Genomic DNA, 23,317 nt, shown 5'->3' with positions numbered 1-23,317 from the left:
CTTCGTGACGAAATGGGTTCATTGCAAACCGACGCTGAGTTCGACCGGCTTGCCGTCGCGCAGTACCGTCACGCGCGCCGAACTCGCGCTGGCCAGTCCCGCCAGAATCTGCTGACCGCGCGCGAACGAATCGACCGCCTGGCCGTTGACCGAGGTGACGACATCGCCGGGGCGCAAGCCGAACTGGCTGAGCAGAGCCGCGTCCGCACCCGCCGCCACGCGCACGCCGGTCAAGCGACCGCCGTCGAGCACCGGCGCGATCTGCACGCGCTGCAGCAGCTCGTCCGGATTCTGGCGCAGGCGCGCGAGAGTCTGCTGCGCGTCGTTGGGCACCTTCACCGTCTGGGCGGAACTCGCTGCGGCAGGCGCCGGCGCAGCGGCAGCGGAAGAAGCCAGGCGCGGCATGCGGTTGCTGACCGAGGCGGGCGGCGCGCGCACGATGTCGGCCGGCGCGAGATTGCGCTCGCGCGGCAGACGCAAGGTTTCCTCGGTGCCGCCGCGCGACAACACGATGCGATCGGGATAGACCGCGGCGAGCCGAGTGCCGGCGATGACCTCTTCGCCGATGCGGAACGCGCGTTCGCTGCCGTCGTTACCGGCGACCACCGCGAAGCCGGCCTTGGGATCGCCATCGGCGACGGTACCGCGCAGGATCAGCCCCGAGGTCGATGCGCTGTCGCCAGCGGCGCCGGGCTGACGCGGCGTTTCGCCGAACAAGTGCCAGCTCGCGATCGATCGCGTCGGCGCACCCGCCGCCAACACCGGCTGGGCGCTCGCCGCCGCCGCCGCATCGCCGCTCGGCAGGAACAGGCCGACCAACCGCACTAGCAGCCACAACGCCAATACGCCGAGCACGGCGCAACAGGCCCAGGCCGCCGTTTCGGCGTAGCGATTGCGATCGATGACCAACCCGCGTCGCGCCATGCGCAACGCCCCCTGCGGCAAAAGACGCGCAAGGGTAGCAAACGCAGGCCGCGTGCGGGGTGACGCAGTCGAGCCCGACGATGTCGCGATGCACGGCGGGTAATCCGATCGTCACCACGATCCACAAGGCGATCCTGCGATTTGGCGTAATCCCCTGCGTTTTAGCGTAACCCACTACGAACCGGCCATCCGGCCGGCATCGGAATGGGGAGATCCGAACATGAACGCATCCAACCCGACTTCGCTTGCGAGCGACGCCGCCCAGTCTTCGACCCTTGCGCCGCGACACGACCGCGCCGCTCGACGAAACCATCCGCCCGCGAATCGAACCCGGCGCATCGAACGATTCTTGCGCTTCGCGCTCGGCTTCGCGGTGGCCCTCTCGGCTGCCGCAAACAGCAGCCTCTCGTTCGCGCAGCACTACGTGCCGGTCACCCTCGACGAACTGGTCGACGGCTCCGCCTCCATCGTGGAAGCCACCTTGATCTCGGCGCAGCCACGCTGGAACGACAAGCACAATCTGATCCTCACCGACTACCGCTTCCGCGTTCAGCGTGTGCTGATCGACGGCGGCGTCGGCAATACCGAGTTCGTGGTGACCCAGGCCGGCGGCACTCTCGACGGCGAAACGCACAAGCTCAGTTCCAATCCTGAACTGTTCGTCGGCGAGCGCTACGTGACGTTTCTCGATCCGCAAGCGAACCAGGTGTTCTGCCCGTTCATGGGCGGCGACCAGGGCATTTATCGCGTCGCCGACGACAACGTGGCGCGCGCGCTGTCGGGCCAGCAGAGCCTTCCGCTCGACACGCTGATCGCCCAGATCGACACGCGCGTGCAGAAGCGCGGCAACGCCCCGCCGAGTTTCCGCCGCGCCGGCGCGCCCGCCGGCGTGAGCTACCCGTCCAAGACGGCGGTGCCGCTGCGCGCCCCGTTCGCGGCGCCGGCCCCGAGCGGCAGTTTCGCGCCGCTGCAACAGGACGCGCCGCTCGGCCCCGAGCTGCGTGACGCCTTGGCCGCACCGGTCGCCGATCCGCAGCCGGGAGCGCAACTCGCGCAAGCGCCGACCTCGCCCAACTGGCACCGCTTCGCGATCGCCAACCGTCCGATCGTGTGGGACGAGTGGCCGCACGACTGGTGGGTCGCCTCGCACGACCAATTCATGATGTCGACCTGGAACGGCATAGCCAACAATCTCAATCGCGTCAGCGGTGCGGAACTCGGCACCTGGAGCTGGGGCAACGGCCGCTTCGAAATGGTCGGCTGGCCCGACAACGCCACCATGATCGCGCAGTTCGGCGCAGGCTGGGGCGCCACCACGCTGGCGATCACCTGGTCGCGCTGGAACGGTTCGGGCGTGATCTTGGAATCGGACATCGCCCTCAACCCCGCTTATTGCTGGACGCTGGACGAATCCAGGAGCGCGAACGGCGACGACACCTGCTGGGGCGTCGACCAGAGCACGCTGCACGAACTCGGTCACGCCTGGGGTTTGGCGCATCCGTGGGAATCGGAAAACGTGTGGTGGGATTCGGTGATGAACTACGCGCCCAAGCAATTCCGTCCTCCGTTCCTGCACGAGGACGACACCGACGCGGCGCGCGTTTCCTATCCCGGCGCCACGATCAATACGGACGGCCTGATCAGCCTGTACCAGACCACCGACAACGCGAGCTCGATGCACGCGACCTATACGTCGGCTTTCCCCTCCTCGACCACGATCTACCACGGCCAGAACCTGACCCTCGGCAACATCCAGGTCGAGAACCCGGGCACCCTCGCCTTCACCGATCCGCAGGTGGAAATCTATCTGGCACAGAACTGGCGTTCGTGGACGGACAGCTACTACTTTCTGCGCACTGCGTCGTATTCGATGACGGTCGATCCCTCGAGCACGCGTGGCCTGATCGTCAATCCGACGACGATTCCCGACACCGTGCCGACCGGCCGCTACTTCCCTTCGATCTATCTGCGCCTGAACGGCGACGAGGTGCCCGCCAACAACACCGCGGCCTCCTCGCCGAACCTGACCGCCACGATCCGCAACGTTCCCGCGACGCTGGATCCGATCGAGTCCTGGCGCACCTGGAGCGTGGGTCGGGTCGGTCCGTTGGGTTCGTGGGAGCTGCTGCTGCCGGTGGTCGCCGGCGGCGAATACGAGCTGTCCTTGTGCGGCGATCTCGGCGGCGGCTCCGCCAGCTTTGACACCGTGATGGAAGTGGTCGGCGTCACTTCGAACGACGACTACTGCGGCCTCGCCTCGCGAATCGCATTCACCAGCAGCTCTACCACCACCCGCACCATCAGCATTCGCGGCTACGACCTCGCCGCGCAAGGCAGCTTCACTCTCGCCTATCGCCGCGTTGCCAGCGACACCATCTTCCGCAACGCCTTCGAGTAGCGCGGAGATCGCTACGGCGCGGCGTCCCGAGCGGGCGTCGCGTCGTTGCGTGGCGTCGGTTTCGAACGAACCTCGCGCCACCGGCTGACCACTGCCGGTGGCGCTTTCGTTTCTGCCGATGTCCGCCGGGCTCGAAATTCTGCGTATCCCCGAACGAACGGCCCGCAAGCCGGGCCACGCCAGAGGATTACGCCATGCGTCACCGAATCGTTCGAGCCGCCGTATCTCTCACCTTATTCTTGTCGGGCGGCTTCACCGCCGCGCAGCAGCCTTCCGAAGCGGACGTGACCAGCGCCGCGGGAATCCAGGCCGCCGGCGGCTACAGCCTCGATGCCGGCTTCAACGACGGCGCGTTCTTTCTCGATCGCTTCGCCGGACCCAACAGCGCCAACTATCGCGGCCGCAAGATCGCGCGGCTGTCCAATGGCGATGTCGTCGTGGTCGGCCTGGTGCCGGCCTACAACCAGCCGGACCCGCCCGAAGGCCAATTCCACGTCGGGCTGGTGCGCTACAACGCCGCCGGTCGACGCGTCGCCTGGACCTTCCCGTCCCCCTACGGCAATTTCGGCAATCAATACCTGATCTATCCGGGCGGCAATACGTCCGGGCAGCTCACCCCGCGCTTCACCGCGATCAAGGACGTCAAGACGATCGGCGATCGCATCTACGTCATGGCCGACCACACGCCCGACGGCGAGAGCCGCGACGTGCAGATGTTGATCTTCTCCGACGCAGCCGGCGAAGGCGGCCGTTTCGTCGGCCACTACGATCTGTTCACCAGCCCGTTCAACGAAGACGGCGCCGAGATGATCGTGTTCGGCAACAACATCGTCGGCGCGGCGCCGTATCGAATGATCGCCGTCGGCACCGTCTACGGTGGCTCGGGCAACTACATCCAAGTGGTGCGCTACGACATCGGCGGTGCGAACAACTTCCAGTTCGATACGACCTTCGGCACCAGCAACATCTTCCTGCGCCAAGACCGCGGCGGTTGCTCGACCAGCGTCGCCACCGCCGGTGCCTGCCCGATCATCGCGCGCAGCGTGGCGAGCGGCTTCCGCGGCTTCTTCGGCGACACCGGGCCGATCTACATCGGCGCCGACCGCCAGTACACGGACCTGCCGAGCGGCCGCAACGACTGGGACGCCGCCGTGATCAAGCTCAGCAACAGCGGTCAACTGCAGACCGATTTCGGCTCCGGCACCGGCGCGAGCGGCGGCGGCGGCTTCGCCTTCGTGCAGTTCGACCTCGGCACACGCGAAGATCGCAACCGCGGCATCGCGGTTCGCACTACCGGGTTCGGCACGCCGACGCTGCCCTACCGCGACGAGATCTACGCGGTCGTCAGCGTCGCGCAGGCCTGCGCATCCGGCACCGGCATCGGAAAGCTCGATCAGGACGGCCACTACATCCCCAGCTTCGGTGGCTTCTTGGGCAACGGCAAGCTGCTGTTCGGCGGCTGGAACGATCCGAACGATGCGCAAGCCTGCGCGGTGTACGGGCCGGCGGCGCCGTTCGCGATTGCCCGCAATGGCACCACGCTTGCGATCGCGGGACAGGATGACGCCGAAGTCGGCCCCGACTTCGTCCCTTCCGCCGCCGTTTTCCTCGTCGATGCCGACAGCGGCAGCCTGCTGCAGCGGTTCGCCAGCCCGATCGAGCCGCCGTGGGCCACGTTTACTTCCTCCAGCGCACTCTACGGAATCGTCGCCAATGGAGACGGCAGCTTCAGCGTGACCGGCGATGCGCGCGATTCGAGTACCGGGCATACGCTGATGTTCGCAACGGCCCGCGTCAGCCGCGATCGGATTTTCGCCGACGGTTTCGATTGATCCGATCGCCCGCAGTGGCGTCCATGCGCGATGTCGCCAGCAAATATGGGAGGCCGCTTGGCGGCTCGCCGCCGGACGCGTTAACTTGCGTCCATGGCGGAAGCGGGGAACGACAGCGTCACGCGGCTGTTGCAGCGCTGGAGCGAAGGCGAGCCGGCGGCGCTCGATCGCCTGCTGCCGCTGGTCTATGCCGACCTGCGCCGCATCGCCGCCGGCCTGCTGCGCTCGACGCCCGGTCACGCGACCTTGCAGACCACCGCGCTGGTGCACGAAGTGCTGTTGCGCCTGCTCGGCCGCACGCCGGCGGCGTTCGAAAGCGGCGCGCACCTGCTCAACGCCTCGGCGCGCATGATGCGGCAAGTGCTGGTCGATCGCGCGCGCAAGGCGCAGAGCGAGAAGCGCGGCGGCCGCTGGCAGCGCGACGACTTCGCCGCGGCCTTGGAGCTGCCCATCCCCGACGGCACCGACCTGGCCGCGCTGGATCGCGCTCTGGACGAGCTCGAATCGGCGCACGAGCGCATGGCCAAAGTGGTCGAGCTGCGCTACTTCGTCGGCCTCGAGGTGACCGAAGTCGCGGCCGCGCTCGGCGTGACCGAACGCACCGCGCGGCGCGACTGGGTTGCCGCACGCGAGTGGTTGCGCATGCGCCTGCAAGGCACGGCCGCGGACGACGTGCGTACCTGAGCCGCCGCGCACGTCGCACGAAGGGGAAGCCGCAATGGACGAACGCGAACAGCTGACCCTGCAGATCCTGCGCGACGCGCTCGACACCGAGCCCGAGCAACGCGACAGCTATCTGGCACGACGCTGCGGCGACGACCTTGCTCTGCGCGAACGCGTCGCCGTCTTGCTGCACGGCATCGCCGAGGGCGAAATCGCCGACGAAGATGCGCCGGCCGAAACGCCCGCGACGGACGCGGATGCGCTGCTCGGTACCCAACTGGGTGTGTTCCGCGTGATCGAACGGATCGGTCGCGGCGGCATGGGCGTGGTCTATCGCGGCGAGCGCGTAGGTGCCGACTTCGCGCAAGAAGTCGCTCTCAAGTTGATTCGCCGCGGCTTCGATTTCGACGACATCCGCGCGCGCTTCCTGCGCGAACGGCGCATCCTGGCGCGTTTGTCGCACCCCGGCCTCGCGCGGTTCATCGACGGCGGCGTCGCGCCCGACGGACGCCCGTGGTTCGCACTCGAATTCGTCCGCGGCGAACCGATCACGCGCTGGTGCGATGCGCACGCGCTCGACCTGCGCGCACGTGTCGAGCGCTTCCTCGAGGTCTGCGCGGCGGTGCAGTACGCGCATGCGCAGCTGGTCGTGCACCGCGACCTCAAGCCCGGCAACATCTTGGTCGATGCTGCCGGCGGCGTGCGCTTGCTCGACTTCGGTATCGCGCGGCTGCTCGGCGACGACGACGCCAGCACCAACTTGACCACGATCGGTCGGCGCGACCTGCTGACGCCCGAATACGCCGCACCGGAGCAATTCGGCGGCGAGGCAGCCGGCGTCGCCACCGACGTCTATGCGCTCGGTGCGATTCTGTACGAGCTGATCGCCGGCGTGCTGCCGTATCGGATCGATCGCCACGATCTCGCCGCCGCGGAGCGGATCATCCGCGAGCAGCCGCCGCAGACCTTGACGCAGGCGATCGCACGCGACGGAAGCGAGGCGAGCGCGCGACGGCTGGCCGCGCGCAACGTCGGTCTGGGCGGCTACCGCAAGACGGTGCGCGGGGACCTTTCGCGCATCCTCGACAAGGCCTTGGCGAAGGAGCCCGAACGCCGCTACGCCGGCGTCGGCGCCTTCGCCGACGATCTTTCGCACTGGCTCGCCGGCGCGCCGGTGCGCGTGTCGGGCAACGCGTTCGGCTATCGCGCGCGCAAGTTCATCGGACGCAACCGCGTCGCCGTCGGCTTCGCCGCGCTGGCCGCGCTCGCCGTCCTCGCCGGACTCATCGGCATGGCATTCCAGACGCGCGAGACGCGCATCCAGCGCGACGCCGCTTTGGCCGAAGCGAAGCGCTCCGATGCGGTGCGCGAATATCTGATGCTGATGTTCCGCGAAGCAGCAGCGCAAAAAGACGCGACCCGAGTGAACGTGCGCGAGGTATTCCAGTCCGGCGCCGACAAGCTGTTCGACCGATTCAAAGATCAGCCGCAAGCCGGCCAGACCACCGCGCTGATGCTGAGCGACTTGTACATCCAGCTCGGCGACGTCGAAGGCGCGACACCGCTGCTCGAGCGGCTGCTGCAATGGCCGGGGATCGAGGCGAATCCGAAGGTGCAGGCGAATGCGCGCTACAACCTGGCCCAGGTCGAAGTCGTGCGTGGCCACGCTGCGCGCGCACGCGAGCTGCTCGACCAGGCCCAAGCGTATTGGAGCGGCGAGTCGGACACGGAGCGCGACATTCTCAACGAAAGCCGGTCGACGCAGGCGAAGATCGAGCGCGCCGAAGGCAAGGTGGATGTGGCGATCCAAACGCTGCAGGAAGCCATCGCCGAACGCCGCCGGCTCAAGGGCGACGACGATTTCGCCACCGGCAGCCTCTTCAATACCTTGTCGAACGCGCTGACCCAGGCAGGGCGCTACGAGGAGGCCGAGGCGCGCGCCAACGAAAGCTATGGCGTGTTCGAGCGACTGAGCCAGGCGGAATCGGACGGCGGTATGGCCGCGCTCAACAGCCGCGGCAACGCGGCGCTGATGATGGGCCGCAACCAGCAGTGCCTGCAGGACTATCGCCGCGTGGTCGAGGTGACGCGCGCGCTGTATGGGGAAACGCCCAAGCTCGCGGCCTCGCTGAACAACCTCGGTGTCGTGCTGACCCGGCTCGATCGCTACGACGAAGCGCTGCCGAATCTGGAGCAAGCCCTACGCATCGCAATCGGACAAAACGGCGAGCGCAGTCCGCTCGCGGTGACGACGCGCGTATCGCTGGCGGAGCTGTATGCCGCGCTCGGTCGCAGCGCCGAGGCCGCGCCGCTGGCGCAAGCCGCGCTCGACATCGCGCTGACGAGCTACGCGAACAACAAGATCCTGCTCGCGTCGACCTATCGCGCGCGCGCCCAAGTGCATCTGGCGGAACGACGGCGGTCCGAAGCGCGCGCCGACGTCGCGCAGGCCGTCGCTCTGTTCGACGCGGCCGGCAGAAGCGGGCAAGCCTATATTCGATTGATGGCGCCGCTGCGGGAGAAGATCGAAGCGCCGTGACGATCCGATTCGACGATCGGATCGTGTGGCTCGACTTCTCGCCGCAAACGCGGGCTCAGCGCGCGGTGAACATCCGCACCAGACGACGGAAGAAACCTTGCTTGGGCGGCGTGCTGTTGGCTTCGACGGGACCTGGCGGCAGCGTCGGCATGGTGCGCTCGCTGCGCGGCGCGTGCTCGTGGCGCGGCTTGCGATCCGCGCTGTGTGCGGGCGTCGCGCTCTCGTTCCCCGACGCCGTCTTCAGATTCGTCGCCTCGCCATCATTGCGCTTGTTGCGGCCGCGCCCCCCGCGGCGGCGGCGCTTGCGCGGCGTGCCGTCAGGGTTCAGCGCGATCGGTGCCGGCGTTGCCGATGCGGCGCCGTTGTCGGTCGACGCAACCGGCGCGGCTGCAGCCGCGGCGGGCGGCGCACGACGCGACTCACCGCCCTGCGATCGAGAGCGCGGCCCGGCGCCGGGCCCACCACGACGCGAACCACGCTCACCACCGCGGCTCTCGCCGCTGCGCGAGCGGCTAGGACCCGCTTTCGGCGGCGGACCGGCGGTGTTGCGCGCATCGTCGGCAGCCTCGTCTTCGGCGGCATGGCTCTGAGCCGTCTGTGCACGCGGCCGCGGCGGCGGCGCGACCAGCAAGTCCGGCGTGATCGACGCGGTCGGAATCTTCTGCCCGATGTAGGACTCGATATCGGGCAAGCCCATCGCGTACAGATCGCAGGCAAAGCTGATCGCATCGCCCTCGGCACCCAGGCGCGCTGTGCGGCCGATGCGATGCACGTAGTCTTCGGCGTCGTGCGGCAGGTCGTAGTTGAAGACGTGGCTGACATCGGGAATGTGCAGGCCGCGCGCGGCCACGTCGGTCGCCACCAGAAGCTCGATCTCACCGCGCTGGAACTTGGCGAGCAGGCGCTCGCGCTTGGCCTGCGGCACGTCGCCCGACAGCGTGGCGACCGAGAAGCCTTGCCGTTCGAGCGAGCGCGTGACCTTCTCGGCGGCGATCTTGGTGTTCACGAACACCATGCTGCGATGCGCGTCGACGCCCGAAAGAAGGCCAATCAGCAACGGCAGCTTTTCTTCCTTGGCCGGGAAATAAACCACCTGACGCACGCGGTCGGCAGTGACGTTGTCGGTCTCGACGGTGAGTTTCTCCGCCTCGTTCATGTGCTCGTAGGCGAGTTCCAGCACGCGCTGGGACAAGGTCGCCGAGAACAGCATGCTCTGGCGCTGCTCGCGCGGCGGCATGCGGCGGAACAGGAAACGGATGTCCTTGATGAAGCCGAGGTCGAACATGCGATCGGCTTCGTCCAGCACGACCGCCTCAATCGCGTTGAAGGAGAACACGTGCTGCTTGAGGTAGTCGATCAGGCGGCCGGGCGTGGCGATGATCAGGTCGCTGCCGGCCTTGAGCGCGTCGCGCTGCTTCTCGTAGTCGACGCCGCCGTAGATCAGCGCCGAGGTCAGGCCGGTGTCGCGGCCGATGTTGCGGAAGTCTTTGTCGATCTGGATCGCCAGCTCGCGCGTCGGCGCCAGAATGACCGCGCGCGGGTCGGTCAGCTTGCGATCGGCCACGGCGGGCTGGGTCAGCAGGCGGTTCAGCACGGCGACCAGGAAGGCGCCGGTCTTGCCGGTGCCGGTCTGCGCCTGACCGGCGACGTCGCGGCCGGTCAGCGCGATCGGCAAGGTCAGCGCCTGGATCGGCGTGCAGCGCGTGAAACCGGCGGCGTTCAAGCCCGACAACATGCGCGGATGCAGGTCGAAGCTTTCGAAGGTGATATCGGTGAGGGGATGTTGGGACATGACTCGATTCGTAAGGCGGGATAGAGCACACGGCGTCTGCCGGGCTTTTCATCGGGCGCGGCGCGATGGGGCGCGCCGTGCGGCGGGAGGCCGGCACCAGATGGCGGCGCGGCGTCGATCTTGCAATGCGTGGCGGCATCCCCAACTTGCAGCAGGTCAGGGTTTGGGCTCAAATGGGACGTCAGTTTTGCGCCCCGTCGCATCCCTTTCCGTGCCGCCCAACCACGCGATTGTAGCGGAACCCCGCCTCTGGCGCGCGACGGTCGGCAATCCCTTTAATTTCGGAGATTTATCGTGAGCGAACTCATCTCACACATCAGCGACGATCAGTTCGAGGCGCAGGTCCTGCAGTCCTCCGAGCCGGTCCTGGTCGATTTTTGGGCCGAATGGTGTGGTCCGTGCAAGATGATCGCGCCGATGCTCGACGATCTCGCCTCGACCTACCAGGGCAAGCTGAAGATCGCCAAGATCAACGTCGACCACAACCAGAAGACCCCGCGCACTTACAACGTCCGCGGCATTCCGACCCTGATGGTGTTCCGCGACGGCAAGGTCCAGGCGACCCAGATCGGCGCGGTCAGCAAGTCCGCCCTGGCGCAGCTGATCGACAAGGCCATTGCCTGAGGAGCCGGGATTGGGGACTAGGGATTCGTTGGAAGCGCGCACCGCTGCCGCTTTCGCTCCTCCCAATCCCGAATCCCCAATCCCCAATCCCGGCTCCACCGCTTTACGCCCGCCAACGGCGGTGCTAAGTTAGTTCTCGAGCGCCCGAGGCCGCGAGCCGCCTCGCCCGCTTCTCCCCGAATCTTCCCTCCCCAGCTTCACCAACGGCGCCCAGCGAGGATTGCCCGTGTCCGAAAACGAAACGAACGAAAACGGCCCCGTCGCCGTAACAGAAGGCCGTGCAGAAGGCCGTCGCGAGCCGCGCCAGCGCGCGCCGCGTAATCAACAGAATGCACCGCCGCAGGAAACGCCGGCCGGCGATTCGCCAGCCAGCGCCGATGCCGGCGAGTCGTCGGCGCCCACTGCGGGCGCGGACGGCAATACCGCAGCGCCCGGGCAGCAGCCGGGCTCCGGCAATGGCAACCCCAACCAGGGTCAGGGCCAGGGCGCGCAAGGTCAGGGTGGCCGTCGCGGCCGCCGCGACCGGCGCAACCGCCACGGCAACAACCCGCAAGGCCACAACAACCCCAACCTCGACGAGGAATACGACGAGCGCAATGGCGGTGGCAACGGCCCGTTGATCGACCTGAACGAACTCAAGCGCAAGTCGGCCGCCGATCTGCTCACCCTGGCCGAGAGCCTGGGCGTGCAGGAAGGTGTCGCGCGTGCGCGCAAGCAAGACATCATCTTCCTGATCCTGAAGGCGCATGCGCGCGCCGGCGGCGGCATCTACGGCGAAGGCGTGCTGGAGATCCTGCAGGACGGCTTCGGCTTCCTGCGCGGCTTCGATGCCTCCTACCTCGCAGGTCCGGACGATATCTACGTCAGCCCGAGCCAGATCCGACGCTTCAACCTGCGCACCGGCGACTACATCACCGGCCGCGTGCGTCCGCCGAAGGAAGGCGAACGCTATTTCGCCCTGCTCAAGGTCGACAACATCAACGGCGAGCCGCCGGAAGCGTCGAAGAACAAGGTCCTGTTCGAGAACCTGACCCCGCTGTTCCCGCGCAAGTCGTTCCACCTCGAGCGCGGCAACGGCTCGTCGGAAGACATCACCGGCCGCATCCTCGATCTGGTCGCGCCGATCGGCCGCGGCCAGCGCGGCTTGATCGTCAGCCAGCCGAAGGCCGGCAAGACGATGATGCTGCAGAACGTCGCGCAGGCGATCGTGCACAACCATCCGGATGCGCACCTGATCATCCTGTTGATCGACGAACGTCCCGAGGAAGTGACCGAAATGCAGCGCGGCGTGCGCGCCGAGATCGTCGCTTCCACCTTCGACGAGCCGGCCGTGCGTCACGTGCAGGTCGCCGAGATGGTGATCGAGCGCGCCAAACGCCTGGTCGAACACAAGAAGGACGTGGTCATCCTGCTCGACTCGATCACGCGCCTCGCGCGCGCCTACAACACCGTGGTGCCAAGTTCGGGCAAGGTGCTGACCGGCGGCGTCGACGCCAACGCGCTGCAACGCCCCAAGCGCTTCTTCGGCGCGGCGCGCAACGTCGAGGAAGGCGGCAGCCTGACCATCATCGCGACCGCGCTGATCGACACCGGCTCAAAGATGGACGAAGTGATCTACGAAGAGTTCAAGGGCACCGGCAACATGGAAGTGCACCTGAACCGCCGTATCTCCGAAAAGCGCGTCTATCCGTCGATCGACATCAACCGCTCCGGCACGCGCCGCGAAGAACTCCTGATCGACCCGGACCAGCTGCAGAAGATCTGGATCCTGCGCAAGCTGCTGCATCCGATGGACGAGCTCGCCGCGATGGAATTCATGCTCGACAAGATGAAGAACACCAAGACCAACGACGAGTTCTTCTCGTCGATGAAGCGCGGCGGCTGAACCCAGCCCCAGCGCTCCTCCCCGAAGACCGGCGCAAGCCGGTCTTCGGGCATTCGGAACAGGCGATGCGCCGTCGCGCGCCTCGAAAACGCTCTATTTGATCTGCCCGCAAAAGAAGGCGGCACGCAAGCATCCATCTATGGAGCGCTTCCGGTTCGCCATCCATGGCTCGTTCTCAACCGCCGGAGGGCGGCTTCGACCAGCGCGCCAGCGCCTCGCGCGTGCGCAGCCGGCCGAGTTCGATCAGCTCCTCGGCGCGGTGGAATTCGTAGAAGGCGCAGGCGTTGCGCGGAATCGTGATCAAGAGGTCCGGCGGTTGCGCCGCGAGCTTCAGCCGCGTGATCGTGTCTTGCACGATGTCGAGCGAACGCGCGAACAGTTCGAACGCGCCCGGCTCGTGGGCCGTGCCGTGCTGCGCGCGCTTGGCGAACTGCGCTTGGATGAATTCGGCGATGCGATGACGGCGGCGCGGCACCGGCGCCTGCGCCATGTCCGGCGTGCCGCCGACATCCGCCTCGCTGCTGCCGGGCAAGGGCTCGGGCGCCGAGTTGACGTCGACCGCGATGGTCGCGTCGGTGAGATCGCGCAAGGTCGGCGAGACCGGCAGCGGATTCAGTAGACCGCCATCGACCAGCAGGCGGCCTTGATGGTGATACGGGCGGATCAGGGTCGGAATCGCGATCGAGGCGCGGATCGCGTCGAACAGCGGCCCTTTTGAGAACCACACCTCGCGCTGCTGCTCCAGATCGACCGCGACCGCCGTGTAGGGGATCGGCAGGTCTTCGATATTGGTGTCGCCGACCAGATCGCGCAGCACGCCGATGATGCGGTCGCCCTTGATGAAGCCGCCGCCGCTGATGGTCCAGTCGAGCAGGCGCAGCACGTCGAAGCGCTGCAGCGGCCGCACCCAGTCGACGTAGCTGGCGAGCTTGCCGGCCGCGTAGATGCCGCCCACCAGCGCGCCCATCGAAGCGCCGGCGATCGAATGGATCGCATAACCGTGCGCCTCGAGTTCCTCGATCACGCCGATGTGTGCATAGCCGCGCGCGCCGCCCGAACCGAGCACCAGCGAAACTGAAAGAGGGGATGTCATGCGCGCGCGCCGTTCGTCGTAGCCACGGCCAATATCATGCCGCATCGACGTGCGCCGATGAAAAATCGGCGCTCGTGGATGCCACCACTCGGGTCTTCGTCGGAGCCGCCATGTTCGACTTTCGCACCGGAAAGATTTTCTCCCTGCTCGCGCGCACGCTGCCGTTCCTCGCGCTGCGTCTGTGCGTCTATCTCGGCATTGCCGTCACCTACGTCGTCGTGACCGGTATCGGCGGCGGATTGGGCTTGTTGTTGGGTAAGGTCGGCAACAACGGCGGCGCAGGGGCGTTCTGGGGCGGCTTGGCCGGCTTCGTCGTCGTCAGCGGCGTTCTTTATTGGGCGCGCGAATATGTGTTGTACCTGGTCAAGGCCGGACACATCGCCGTGCTCGTCGAGCTGATGGACGGCCGCGAGATTCCGCGCGGCAAGGGCCAGATCGACTACGCCAACGGCGTGGTCCGGCAGCACTTCGCCACCTCCTCGATGCTGTTCGGCTTGAACCAACTGATCCGCGGCATCCTGCGCGTGTTCAACCGCCTGACCGTGAGCATCGCCTCGTGGCTGCCGATTCCGGGGCTCGATTCGCTGGTCAAGCTCGTCGATGCGGTGATCAACACCTCGCTCAGCCATCTCGATCAGGTCATCCTCGCGCAGATCCTGCGCCGGCCGACCGCCAATCCGTGGGCGACCGCGCGCGACAGCATGGTGCTGTACGCGCAGAACTATCGCAGCGTGCTGAAGAACGCCGCGTTCCTGACCTTCGTCATTTGGGGCCTGACCCTGGTGCTGTTCCTGCTCGTGATCGGCCCCACCGCGGCGGCGCTGCGGTTTTATCCGCACGCCGCCGGCGTATGGACGTTCGCGATCGCGGTGATCGCGGCGCTGAGCCTGAAGGCGGCGCTGATCGACCCGTTCGCGACGGTCGCCCTGCTGCAGATCTACGACAAGGTCACGCAGGGCCAGACGCCGAGCCCGGAGTGGAGCGAAAAGCTCGAATCGACCTCGACCAAATTTCGCGAGCTGGCGCAGAAAGCACGCGGCGCGGCGCCCGCATCGACGCCGGCCGCCGCCTGAGTTCAGTTCGGATTGGCGGAATAAGCGCCGAGCGCGAGCTGCAGCAGAATCTTCATTTCCTCGCGCAAGGACACCGGCGCCACCACTTCGGCGTCCGGGCCGTACTTGAGCACGTCCATCAAGAGCTCGCGCGAATTGGAGTAGGGCAGCTTCAATTCGTAGCGGCCGTCGGACAGGCGCGCGCCCTGCTGCTGCGAATGCCAATGCTCGTCGGCGACCCAGCGCGCGGCGTGCGCGGAGAAGCGGATCGTCGCCCAGGCCTTGGGCGCGCCGGAGAAAATGCCGTAACTCGAAGCCAGGTGCGCATCGAGTTCGGCGCCTTCGCGGTCCAAGGCCGGCTCATCGAGCGGCTGCGGATCGCGGATGCGATCGAGCGCGAAGCTGCGCAAAGCATCGCGGCTGTGGTCCCAAGCGTCGAGATACCAGTTGTCGCGGTAGTGCGCGAGGCGCTGCGGCGACACCGTGCGCTCGGTCTGCGCGTCGGTCGAACGCGCACGGTAGCGGAACTTCAGGCGATGCCGGTTCAACAGCGAGCCGGCGACCGCACGGAACGCCGCCTGATCGAGCTTGCGCGCGCCGCTGGCGAGCACGCGAATGCGCTCGACCGGCAGGGTCCGCCCGCTGGAATGGTCCGACAACAAGCGTTCGATGCGCGCCCGGAACGGCGCCAGAGCGCCGGCGAGCACACCCGGATCGGAACGCACCAGGAGCTCGTTCAGCGCGAGCAGCGCGGCGAGCTCTTCGCTGGTCAGCCACAAGCCGGGCAGTTCGAAACGCTCGGCTTCGTCGGCGGCGTAGTGGAAGGTCGCCTCGTCACCGCCGCTTTCGATCGGTGCGCCGAGCGCGTCGCGCAGAAACGCGATGTCGCGGTACAGCGTCGCGCGCGAGCAAGCCAGTTCTTCCTTCAGCCGCGCGAACGGCACCGGATAGCGCGCCGACTTCAGGATGCGGTGCAGGGTCAGGATGCGTTCGTAGCGGTCCATGGCGGGGCGCGTAGGTCGGAAACGACGATCCGGCTAGTGTGTCACAGCGGCCGCCTTCGCCGGACCTCGCTCAGCGCGATACGTGCGGGTTGCCCGCCACGTACCAGCGCCACGGCAGGTCCACCGCGCGCGTGAGTCCGATGCGCGGCCCGACCGCCGGCACCGCCGGCGGCGGCATGCCGTCGCTGGCGATGCGCACGCGGCCGCGCAGGAGGTCGGTGCCGTCATCGGCGCGATCGATCTCGAAGGCCTGGCACAAGCGTGCCGGTCCGCTGCACAGGTCGCGCTCCGTGCGCGCACGCGGCCGGCTCTGGCGCATGCGTTCGATGCCGTGTACCGGCTCCAGCGCACGCAACAGCACCGCGTTGGCCTCGCCGCAGGTCGCGTTCGCGCACCAGTGCATGCCGTAGGTGAAGTACACGTACAGATGACCGGGCGGCCCGAACATGGTCGCGTTGCGCGCGGTGCGGCCGCGAAACGTATGCGCGGCCGGATCGATCGCGCCGCAGTACGCCTCGGTTTCGACGATCCGCCCGACCCGCCCGTCCGCTCCGAGCAGGAGCTTGTTGAGCAGGTCCGGCGCGACCTCGCGCGGGTCGCGCCGATAGAAGGCGCGCGGCAGGATGTGCGGCTTCGTCATGGTCGGTAGCGGCGTTGGCGCAAAACGGCATTCTAGCCAGCCGCGCCGGCGCATCCGTTACCATCCGCCGCATGGCCAGCCGCCCACTGTCGACGTGCCGCACGCTCAGCTGAATCTCAATCTGCCGACCGGCGATGAGGTCAAGACGACCACGTGCTACATGTGCGCGTGCCGCTGCGGCATCCGCGTGCACTTGAAGAACGGCCGCGTCCGCTACATCGACGGCAATCCCGCGCACCCGGTCAACCGCGGCGTGATCTGCGCCAAGGGTTCGGCCGGAATCAAGCAGCACTACTCGCCGGCGCGATTATCCAAACCGCTGCTGCGCGTGGGCGAACGCGGCGCGCGCGAATTCCGCGAGATCGAATGGGACGAGGCGCTGGCGCTGGCCACGCAATGGCTCGGCGACATCCGCGCGCGCAATCCCGACGAACTGGCTTTTTTCAGCGGCCGCGACCAGAGCCAGGCCCTGACCGGTTGGTGGGCGCAACAGTTCGGCACCGTCAACTACGCCGCGCACGGTGGCTTCTGCTCGGTCAACATGGCCGCCGCCGGCATGTACACGCTCGGCGGCAGCTTCTGGGAATTCGGCGAACCCGATTGGGCGCTGACGAAGTACCTGATGCTGTGGGGCGTGGCCGAAGACCACGACTCCAATCCGATCAAACTCGGCCTCGGCCAGCTCAAGGCACGCGGCGCGAAGATCGTCGCGATCAATCCGGTGCGCACCGGCTACGGCGCGATCGCCGACGAATGGGTGCCGATCAACCCGGGTACCGACGGCCTCTTGGCCGGCGCACTGATCCACGAACTGCTGCACGCGGACCGCGTCGATCTGGATTACCTCGTGCGCTACACGAATGCGCATCACTTGGTGGTTCGAGCGCCCGGCGCAGCGGACGATGGGTTGATCGCGCGCGATGCGGAGGGGAATCCGCTGTGCGCGATTCGCGCGCGCGCGGCGTCTGCACAAGCTTCCTTTCATCCCGCCCCTCTCCCGCAAGCGGGAGAGGTCGCGCCGCAGGCGCGGGTGAGGGAAAGCGACGTCGAGCGCCCCGACGTGGAACTGGTCCGCGCCGACGCCGCCGACATTTCGCCCCTCGTCGTCGGCGAATACACCCTGCCCGACGGCCGCCACGCCGTCCCCGCCTTCCACCTGTTCGCCGAACGCTACATGGCGCAGGACTACGCGCCCGACACCGTCGCTGCGGAGTGCGGCGTGCCGGCGCAGACGATCCGCCGCCTTGCGCGCGAACTGGCCGAGGTCGCGTTCGAGCAAGCCATCACGCTCGATCAGCGCTGGGCCGACGCGCACGGACGCGAGCACGCGCAGATGCTCGGACGCCCGGTCGCGATGCACGCGATGCGCGGCATCAGCGCGCACGCGAACGGCTTCCACACCTGCCGGACGCTGCATCTGTTGCAGATGATCCTCGGCGCGATCGATACGCCGGGCAGCTTCCGCTACCAGCCGCCGTATCCGAAGCCGGCGCCGCCGCCGAACCGGCCGGGCAAGACGCGCAAGCCGAACGGCGCGCTCGACGCCGCTCCGCTCGGCTACGTGCACACGCCGGCCGATCTCCTGGTCGACGCCGACGGCCGCCCGCGCCGCATCGACAAGGCGTTCTCGTGGGAGCATCCGTTCGCCGCCCACGGCATGCTGCAGAACGTGATCGCGAACGCGGTCGCCGGCGATCCGTACCGCATCGACACGCTGTTGCTGTTCATGGCCAACATGGGCTGGAACTCGGCGATGAACACCAGCGCGACGCGCGAGATGCTGTGCGCACGCGACCCGGCCAGCGGCGAGTACGCGATCCCGCGCATCATCTACGTCGACGCCTACGATTCGGAAACCGTCGCGTTCGCCGACCTGGTGCTGCCGGACACGACCTATCTGGAACGCTACGACTGCATCAGCCTGCTCGATCGGCCGATCTCCGACGCCGACGGTGCCAGCGATGCGATCCGCCGTCCGGTGGTCGCGCCCGATCGCGACGTGCGTGCGTTCCAAGACGTGCTGCTCGAACTCGGCGCGCGCTTGCGCCTGCCCGGCCTGGTCGACGAAGACGGTGCGCCGATCTATCCGCGCGGCTACGCGCAGTACATCGTCGAACACGAACGCGCGCCCGGCGTCGGCCTGCTCGCCGGCTGGCGCGGCGCGGACGGCGCCAAGGCCGGCGTCGGCCTGCCCAATCCGCACCAGCTCGAACGCTACATCGAGCACAACTGCCATTGGCATCGCGAGGTGCCCGCCGCGGCGCGCTACTACAAGATGGCCAATCGCGACTATCTGGACTGGGCCAAAGCGCTCGGTTTCGTCGGCTCGAATGCGCCCATCGTGCTCGAGTTCTACGCCGAATCGCTGCAGCGATTCCGACTCGCCGCGCAAGGGCACGGTGCGGCGCGACCGCCGCAAAAAGACCGCGTCCGCGTGACGAAGTACTTCGATCCGCTGCCGTTCTGGTACGGCTCGCTCGATCAGGCGCCGTCGTTCCCGCTCGCCGCCATCACCCAGCGACCGATGTTCATGTACCACGCCTGGGGCTCGCAGAATTCCTGGCTGCGCCAGATCGCGACGCGCAATTTTCTCTACTTGCATCCGCACACGGCCGCCGCGCACGGGGTCGACGACGGCGACTGGATCTGGCTGGCCTCGCCGCGCGCGCGCATTCGCGTGCAGGCGCGGCACCACACCGGCACCGCGCCCGGCACGGTCTGGACCTGGAACGCGATCGGCAAGCGCAAGGGCGCCTGGAAACTCGCCGCGCGCGCGCCGGAGAACCGCGACGGCTTCCTGCTCAACCATCTGATCGGCGAGGCGCTCGACGACGCCAGCTACGCCAACGCCGACCCGGTCACCGGCCAAGCCGCCTGGTTCGACCTGCGCGTACGCATCGAGCGCGACCCGGCGCCGCGCGAAAGCGGCCATCGCGTCGAAATGGGACCGGTGCGTTCGAAGCGCGCGCCGATCTGAGTCAGAATACGCGGTCGTTCTCCTTCCTTTTCCTTTTACGAGCCCACCGAGCTTATGAGTCATCAGTACGTCGATTCCCTCCCCCTCGATGCCGAGACCGTGCGCTGGGCGTATCGCATCTTTCTCAATCGCGAACCGGAGAGCGAGGAAGCCATCCGCTTCCACCTCGCCACCTCCGGCAACCTCGGCGAGCTGCGCCGCGGCTTCATCGGCAGCGAGGAATTCCAAAATCAGCTCGGCGGCATCGCGCGCCCGAGCATGAGCGGCTCCGAACCGGCGCTCGACATCGAAACCGTCGAGGAACCGCAACGGCTGCAGCAGCTGTTCGATCACATCGCGCAGAGCTGGAGCCACATGGGCGAGACCGACGCGCATTGGTCGGTGCTGACCAACGAGGGTTTCCACGCCGACCGCATCGACGCCAATCTCGACGTCTTCTATGCAACCGCCGACGAGGACATCCGGCGCTTCCTGGCCACGCTCGCACGCAACGGGCTCGGCGTGCCGCGCGGCGCGCGCTGCCTCGAAATCGGCTGCGGCGTCGGACGCATCACGCGGCGCCTCGCCGAAGTCTGCGCCGAAGTCGTCGGCATCGACGTGTCGCCCGGCCACCTGCGTTTCGCGCGCGAGCATCTCGACGCGCAGCACGTGCGCAACGTCGAGCTGCGCCAGCTCAAGCACATCGACGAGCTCAGCGCGGTCGGACCGATCGACGTGTTCTTCACCGCGATCGTGCTGCAGCACAATCCACCACCGGTGATCGCGGCGATCCTCGATCGCGTGTTCGCGCAGCTCAAGCCGGGCGGCATCGCCTACTTCCAGGTGCCGACCTACGAGGCGAACTACCGCTTCGCCGCCAAGTCGTACCTGCGCGCGCGCTCCGACAAACTCGACATGGAAATGCACGTACTGCCGCAGAAGGACGTGCTGCGCATCGCCGCACGGCACGGCCTGCAGCCGGTCGAGGTGCTCGAACACGCGATCCCGGAACTGCGTATCGGCCACATGTCCAATTACTTCCTGCTGCGCAAACCCGCCTGATCGATGACCTCGCTGCCGCCGCCCTCGCCGAAGAAGTTGGGTCTGGTCATCGACCTCGACATCTGCGTCGGCTGCCACGCCTGCGCGGTCGCGTGCAAGGAATGGAACGACGGCGGCGAGTTCGGCCCGTTGCCGGACCAGAACCCGTACGGCAGCGAGCCGAACGGGGTCTGGTTCAATCGCGTGCACAGTTATGCCGTAGAGCCGGGATTGGGGATTGGGGATTGGGGATTCGGTAAAGCGGATTCGGCACGAGACACGCGCGCTCTTCCCAATCCCCAATCCCCAATCCCCAATCCCAGCCTCACCGTCCACTTTCCGCGTTCGTGCCTGCATTGCGAGACGCCGGCCTGCGTCACCGTGTGTCCGACCGGCGCCAGCTACAAGCGCGCCGAGGACGGCATCGTGCTGGTCGACGACAGCAAATGCATCGGCTGCCAGCTGTGCGCGTGGGCTTGCCCGTACGGCGCGCGCGAGATCGACGTGCGCAAAGGCACGATGCAGAAATGCACGCTGTGCGTGGATCGCATCTACAACGAGACGTTGGACGAAGCGGACCGCCAGCCGGCCTGCGTCTTGGCCTGCCCGACGCGCGCACGCCATTTCGGCGACCTCGGCGATCCGGATTCGCCGGTGTCCCAACGCGTCGCCGAACGCGACGGCTACGCCTTGATGCCGGAGTTCGGCTACCAGCCGGTCAACCGCTATCTGCCGCCGCGCCCGCGCCGCGACGGACGCGAAACGCAAGTCGCGGCGGAACGCGCGGAAACGCTCGATCCGGCGCAGCTGCCCGGCGTGCTGCGCTGGCTCGACCGCGTGCTGTCGCGCTGAAGACGCGATGCGACCGACGTTCTCGATCATCGCCTTCACCGTGCTGTCGGGGCTGGGTTACGGCGCCTGGTTTCTGATCGGTCTCGCGTTTGCGCTGGGTCCGCTGGCCGATCCCCCCGCGCTCGCCGGCCTCCTCGCTTTTCGCCACACGCCGTTTTTCTGGTCCGCCGTCGGCTATTTCGGTGCGTTCGCCCTCGTCGCGGCCGGACTGCTCGCCTCGATGGGGCATTTGGGTAAGCCGCAACGCGCCTGGCGTGCGCTCTCGCAATGGCGCAGCTCGTGGCTCTCGCGCGAAGGCGTCGCCGCGCTGCTGACCTTCCTGCCGGCGACCGCGCTGCCCCTGTGCCTGCTGGCATTCACGCACCGCGCCATCGCCGATGCGGCGTGCTGCGACGTTGTGATCTTGCGTTCGCTCGGCCTGCTGCTCGCACTCGGCGCGTTCGCGACGGTCTACTGCACCGCGCACATCTATTCGAGCTTGAAGCCGATTCGCGCATGGAACGAGCGCCATGTCGTGCCGGCGTATCTGCTGCTCGCCGTGTACGGCGGCGGCCTCTTGCTCTGGGCCGGCAGCAGCACCGGCGTGCCGTCATCGATCGAACGCCTCGTTCTGCCCGGCGGCGTGATCGCGCTCGCGCTGGTCTGCGCCGGACTCAAGCGGCGCTACTGGCGTTCGATCGAAGCCCAGCCCCTCATCGGCGCGGGTCACGCGACCGGCCTCGAATCGCTCGGCACGGTGCGTTCATTCGAGCAGCCGCATACCGAAGAAAACTATCTCACGCACGAAATGGGCTTCGCGCTGGCGCGCAAGCACTCGCGCAAACTGCGCAGGATCGCGCTGCTGACGGCGTTCCTGATCCCCGCTCTGCTCGCCGTGCTCGGCCTGCTCGCGCCGGCCACGCAGGCGGCTGCAGCCTGGCTCGCGTTTGCCAGCGGAGCGCTCGGTCTGCTGGTCGAACGCTGGCTGTTCTTCGCCGAGGCTCGGCACACCGTAATCGCCTACTACGGTCGCTGAACCGCCGCGCCCGCCACGCTTGTTCACGAAACGGTTCACGCGAGGTTTAGTCCGCGTGCATACCATGCCGCCCAACCGCAAGCCCCGTCTTGCGGTTTTTTTTTGCTTGCGAGCCGGCTCGGCTTTCGTGGCCTGTTCGCAATCGTGGCTGCACTTTTTGTTTTCTTTTCGTCCCGTAGATCACAAGGAAACCCCGATGAACAAGCATCTGCTCCCGCTCGCCCTGCTCGCCGCGCTGCCGCTCGGCGCCGTCGCCGCCGAAGACAACGGCTGGTCCGGTTCGGGCGAAGTCGGCTTCGCCGCCGCGCGCGGCAACGCGAAGTCCGAGAACCTCAACGCGAAGCTGCAGTTCGCCAAGGAAGACGACACCTGGAAACACAACTTCTACCTGACCGCGCTGCGCGCCAAGGGCGAGGTCAAGAGTCCCTACCTCGACGGCAACGGCAACATCGCGTTCAAGAAAGACTACGAACTGAATGCGAACCGCTACGAAACCGGCCTGTCCTCGGCCTACAAGCTCGACGAGCGCAGCTACATCGTCGGCGCGCTGCGCTACGAGAACGACGATTTCTCGCCGTTCGACTACCAGGCGGTCGTCTCGCTCGGCTACGGCTACACGGTGCTGAAGAATCAGAGCGACGAGCTCTCTTTCGAGGCCGGCCCCGGCTACAAGCGCTACCGCCCGATCGACGTGCTCGGTCCGGAAGTCGTCGACGGCCGTCAGGTGCGCCACACCTTCGATGCCGACGGTGAAGTGGTCGGCCGCGGCCTGATCGCCTACAAGCACAATTTCAGCGACACGACCTCGTTCGTGAACACGCTGCTGATCGAATCGGGAAGCAACAACACCTTCATCCAGAACGACGCCGGCCTGCAGGTCGCGATCAACAAGTCGTTCGCGCTGAAGGTCGGCTACCAGATCCGCCACAACTCCGAAGTGGCCGCCGGTATCAAGAAGAACGATCAGTTGATGACCACCAACCTGGTCTACAACTTCGGTCACTGAT

Annotated in this window: 17 protein-coding genes; 12 read left to right on the top strand and 5 right to left on the bottom strand. The window is 67.2% G+C overall.

Going from position 1 to position 23,317, the window contains the following annotated elements:
* Positions 1 to 18 precede the first annotated feature (18 nt).
* Positions 19 to 924: a type II secretion system protein N gene (locus tag AC3QL3_RS02570; RefSeq protein WP_492896703.1), complete on the bottom strand. Its 906-nt coding sequence runs from the start codon at positions 922 to 924 to the stop codon at positions 19 to 21.
* A 349-nt stretch (positions 925 to 1,273) separates the two neighbouring features.
* Here AC3QL3_RS02570 and AC3QL3_RS02565 point away from each other — a divergent pair, with 349 nt between their 5' ends.
* From AC3QL3_RS02565 to AC3QL3_RS02550, 4 genes are all read left to right on the top strand, one after another.
* Positions 1,274 to 3,322, top strand: coding sequence for a zinc metalloprotease (locus AC3QL3_RS02565; protein WP_492896702.1), 2,049 nt, complete (start codon positions 1,274 to 1,276; stop codon positions 3,320 to 3,322).
* Positions 3,323 to 3,516: 194 nt separating this feature from the next.
* Complete coding sequence (locus AC3QL3_RS02560; RefSeq protein ID WP_492896701.1) at positions 3,517 to 5,154, top strand: hypothetical protein; 1,638 nt, start codon at positions 3,517 to 3,519, stop codon at positions 5,152 to 5,154.
* 93 nt (positions 5,155 to 5,247) lie between these two features.
* Complete coding sequence (locus AC3QL3_RS02555; RefSeq protein WP_492896700.1) at positions 5,248 to 5,838, top strand: ECF-type sigma factor; 591 nt, start codon at positions 5,248 to 5,250, stop codon at positions 5,836 to 5,838.
* Between the two features lie 34 nt (positions 5,839 to 5,872).
* Positions 5,873 to 8,356, top strand: a complete 2,484-nt coding sequence (locus tag AC3QL3_RS02550; RefSeq protein WP_492896699.1) for a serine/threonine-protein kinase — start codon at positions 5,873 to 5,875, stop codon at positions 8,354 to 8,356.
* A gap of 55 nt (positions 8,357 to 8,411) precedes the next feature.
* Here AC3QL3_RS02550 and rhlB read toward each other — a convergent pair whose 3' ends face one another.
* Positions 8,412 to 10,148, bottom strand: a complete 1,737-nt coding sequence (gene rhlB, locus AC3QL3_RS02545; protein WP_492896698.1) for an ATP-dependent RNA helicase RhlB — start codon at positions 10,146 to 10,148, stop codon at positions 8,412 to 8,414.
* A 294-nt stretch (positions 10,149 to 10,442) separates the two neighbouring features.
* On the opposite strand from rhlB, the gene trxA reads away from it, so the two are divergent.
* Both trxA and rho read left to right on the top strand, forming a co-directional pair.
* The gene (trxA, locus tag AC3QL3_RS02540; RefSeq protein ID WP_492896697.1) at positions 10,443 to 10,772 is read left to right on the top strand and encodes a thioredoxin TrxA; all 330 of its coding nucleotides are present in this window, start codon (positions 10,443 to 10,445) and stop codon (positions 10,770 to 10,772) included.
* 220 nt (positions 10,773 to 10,992) lie between these two features.
* Positions 10,993 to 12,657 carry a transcription termination factor Rho gene (rho, locus tag AC3QL3_RS02535; RefSeq protein ID WP_492896696.1) on the top strand — a complete coding sequence of 555 codons (1,665 nt, stop codon included), beginning with the start codon at positions 10,993 to 10,995 and terminating at the stop codon, positions 12,655 to 12,657.
* A 175-nt stretch (positions 12,658 to 12,832) separates the two neighbouring features.
* Here rho and AC3QL3_RS02530 read toward each other — a convergent pair whose 3' ends face one another.
* Complete coding sequence (locus AC3QL3_RS02530) at positions 12,833 to 13,750, bottom strand: patatin-like phospholipase family protein (protein WP_492896695.1); 918 nt, start codon at positions 13,748 to 13,750, stop codon at positions 12,833 to 12,835.
* A gap of 110 nt (positions 13,751 to 13,860) precedes the next feature.
* Between AC3QL3_RS02530 and AC3QL3_RS02525 the strand changes: the two genes are divergently transcribed.
* The gene (locus AC3QL3_RS02525; RefSeq protein WP_492896694.1) at positions 13,861 to 14,823 is read left to right on the top strand and encodes a hypothetical protein; all 963 of its coding nucleotides are present in this window, start codon (positions 13,861 to 13,863) and stop codon (positions 14,821 to 14,823) included.
* A 2-nt stretch (positions 14,824 to 14,825) separates the two neighbouring features.
* Here AC3QL3_RS02525 and AC3QL3_RS02520 read toward each other — a convergent pair whose 3' ends face one another.
* Together AC3QL3_RS02520 and AC3QL3_RS02515 are read right to left on the bottom strand one after the other, a co-directional pair.
* Entirely contained in the window at positions 14,826 to 15,806 is a 981-nt protein-coding gene (locus tag AC3QL3_RS02520; protein WP_492896693.1) for a helix-turn-helix transcriptional regulator, read from the bottom strand.
* A 70-nt stretch (positions 15,807 to 15,876) separates the two neighbouring features.
* Positions 15,877 to 16,446 (bottom strand): DNA-3-methyladenine glycosylase, encoded by a 570-nt coding sequence (locus AC3QL3_RS02515; protein ID WP_492896692.1) that lies wholly within the window; start codon positions 16,444 to 16,446, stop codon positions 15,877 to 15,879.
* A 94-nt stretch (positions 16,447 to 16,540) separates the two neighbouring features.
* On the opposite strand from AC3QL3_RS02515, the gene AC3QL3_RS02510 reads away from it, so the two are divergent.
* The 5 genes from AC3QL3_RS02510 to AC3QL3_RS02490 all read left to right on the top strand — a co-directional run bounded on the left by AC3QL3_RS02510 (position 16,541) and on the right by AC3QL3_RS02490 (position 23,316).
* Positions 16,541 to 19,423: a molybdopterin-dependent oxidoreductase gene (locus tag AC3QL3_RS02510; RefSeq protein WP_492896691.1), complete on the top strand. Its 2,883-nt coding sequence runs from the start codon at positions 16,541 to 16,543 to the stop codon at positions 19,421 to 19,423.
* A 54-nt stretch (positions 19,424 to 19,477) separates the two neighbouring features.
* On the top strand, positions 19,478 to 20,464 hold the full coding sequence (locus tag AC3QL3_RS02505; RefSeq protein WP_492896689.1) for a class I SAM-dependent methyltransferase: 987 nt from the start codon (positions 19,478 to 19,480) through the stop codon (positions 20,462 to 20,464).
* Positions 20,465 to 20,467: 3 nt separating this feature from the next.
* Complete coding sequence (locus AC3QL3_RS02500) at positions 20,468 to 21,295, top strand: 4Fe-4S dicluster domain-containing protein (protein WP_492896687.1); 828 nt, start codon at positions 20,468 to 20,470, stop codon at positions 21,293 to 21,295.
* 7 nt (positions 21,296 to 21,302) lie between these two features.
* Positions 21,303 to 22,310 carry a dimethyl sulfoxide reductase anchor subunit family protein gene (locus AC3QL3_RS02495; RefSeq protein WP_492896686.1) on the top strand — a complete coding sequence of 336 codons (1,008 nt, stop codon included), beginning with the start codon at positions 21,303 to 21,305 and terminating at the stop codon, positions 22,308 to 22,310.
* A 196-nt stretch (positions 22,311 to 22,506) separates the two neighbouring features.
* The gene (locus tag AC3QL3_RS02490) at positions 22,507 to 23,316 is read left to right on the top strand and encodes a DUF481 domain-containing protein (protein WP_492896685.1); all 810 of its coding nucleotides are present in this window, start codon (positions 22,507 to 22,509) and stop codon (positions 23,314 to 23,316) included.
* Position 23,317 lies beyond the last annotated feature (1 nt).

The sequence above is a fragment of the Dokdonella sp. GW821-FHT11D02 genome (assembly GCF_058808595.1).
The sequence above is the reverse complement of the archived record's forward strand: the minus strand, read 5'-3'. Positions and strand labels throughout refer to the sequence as shown.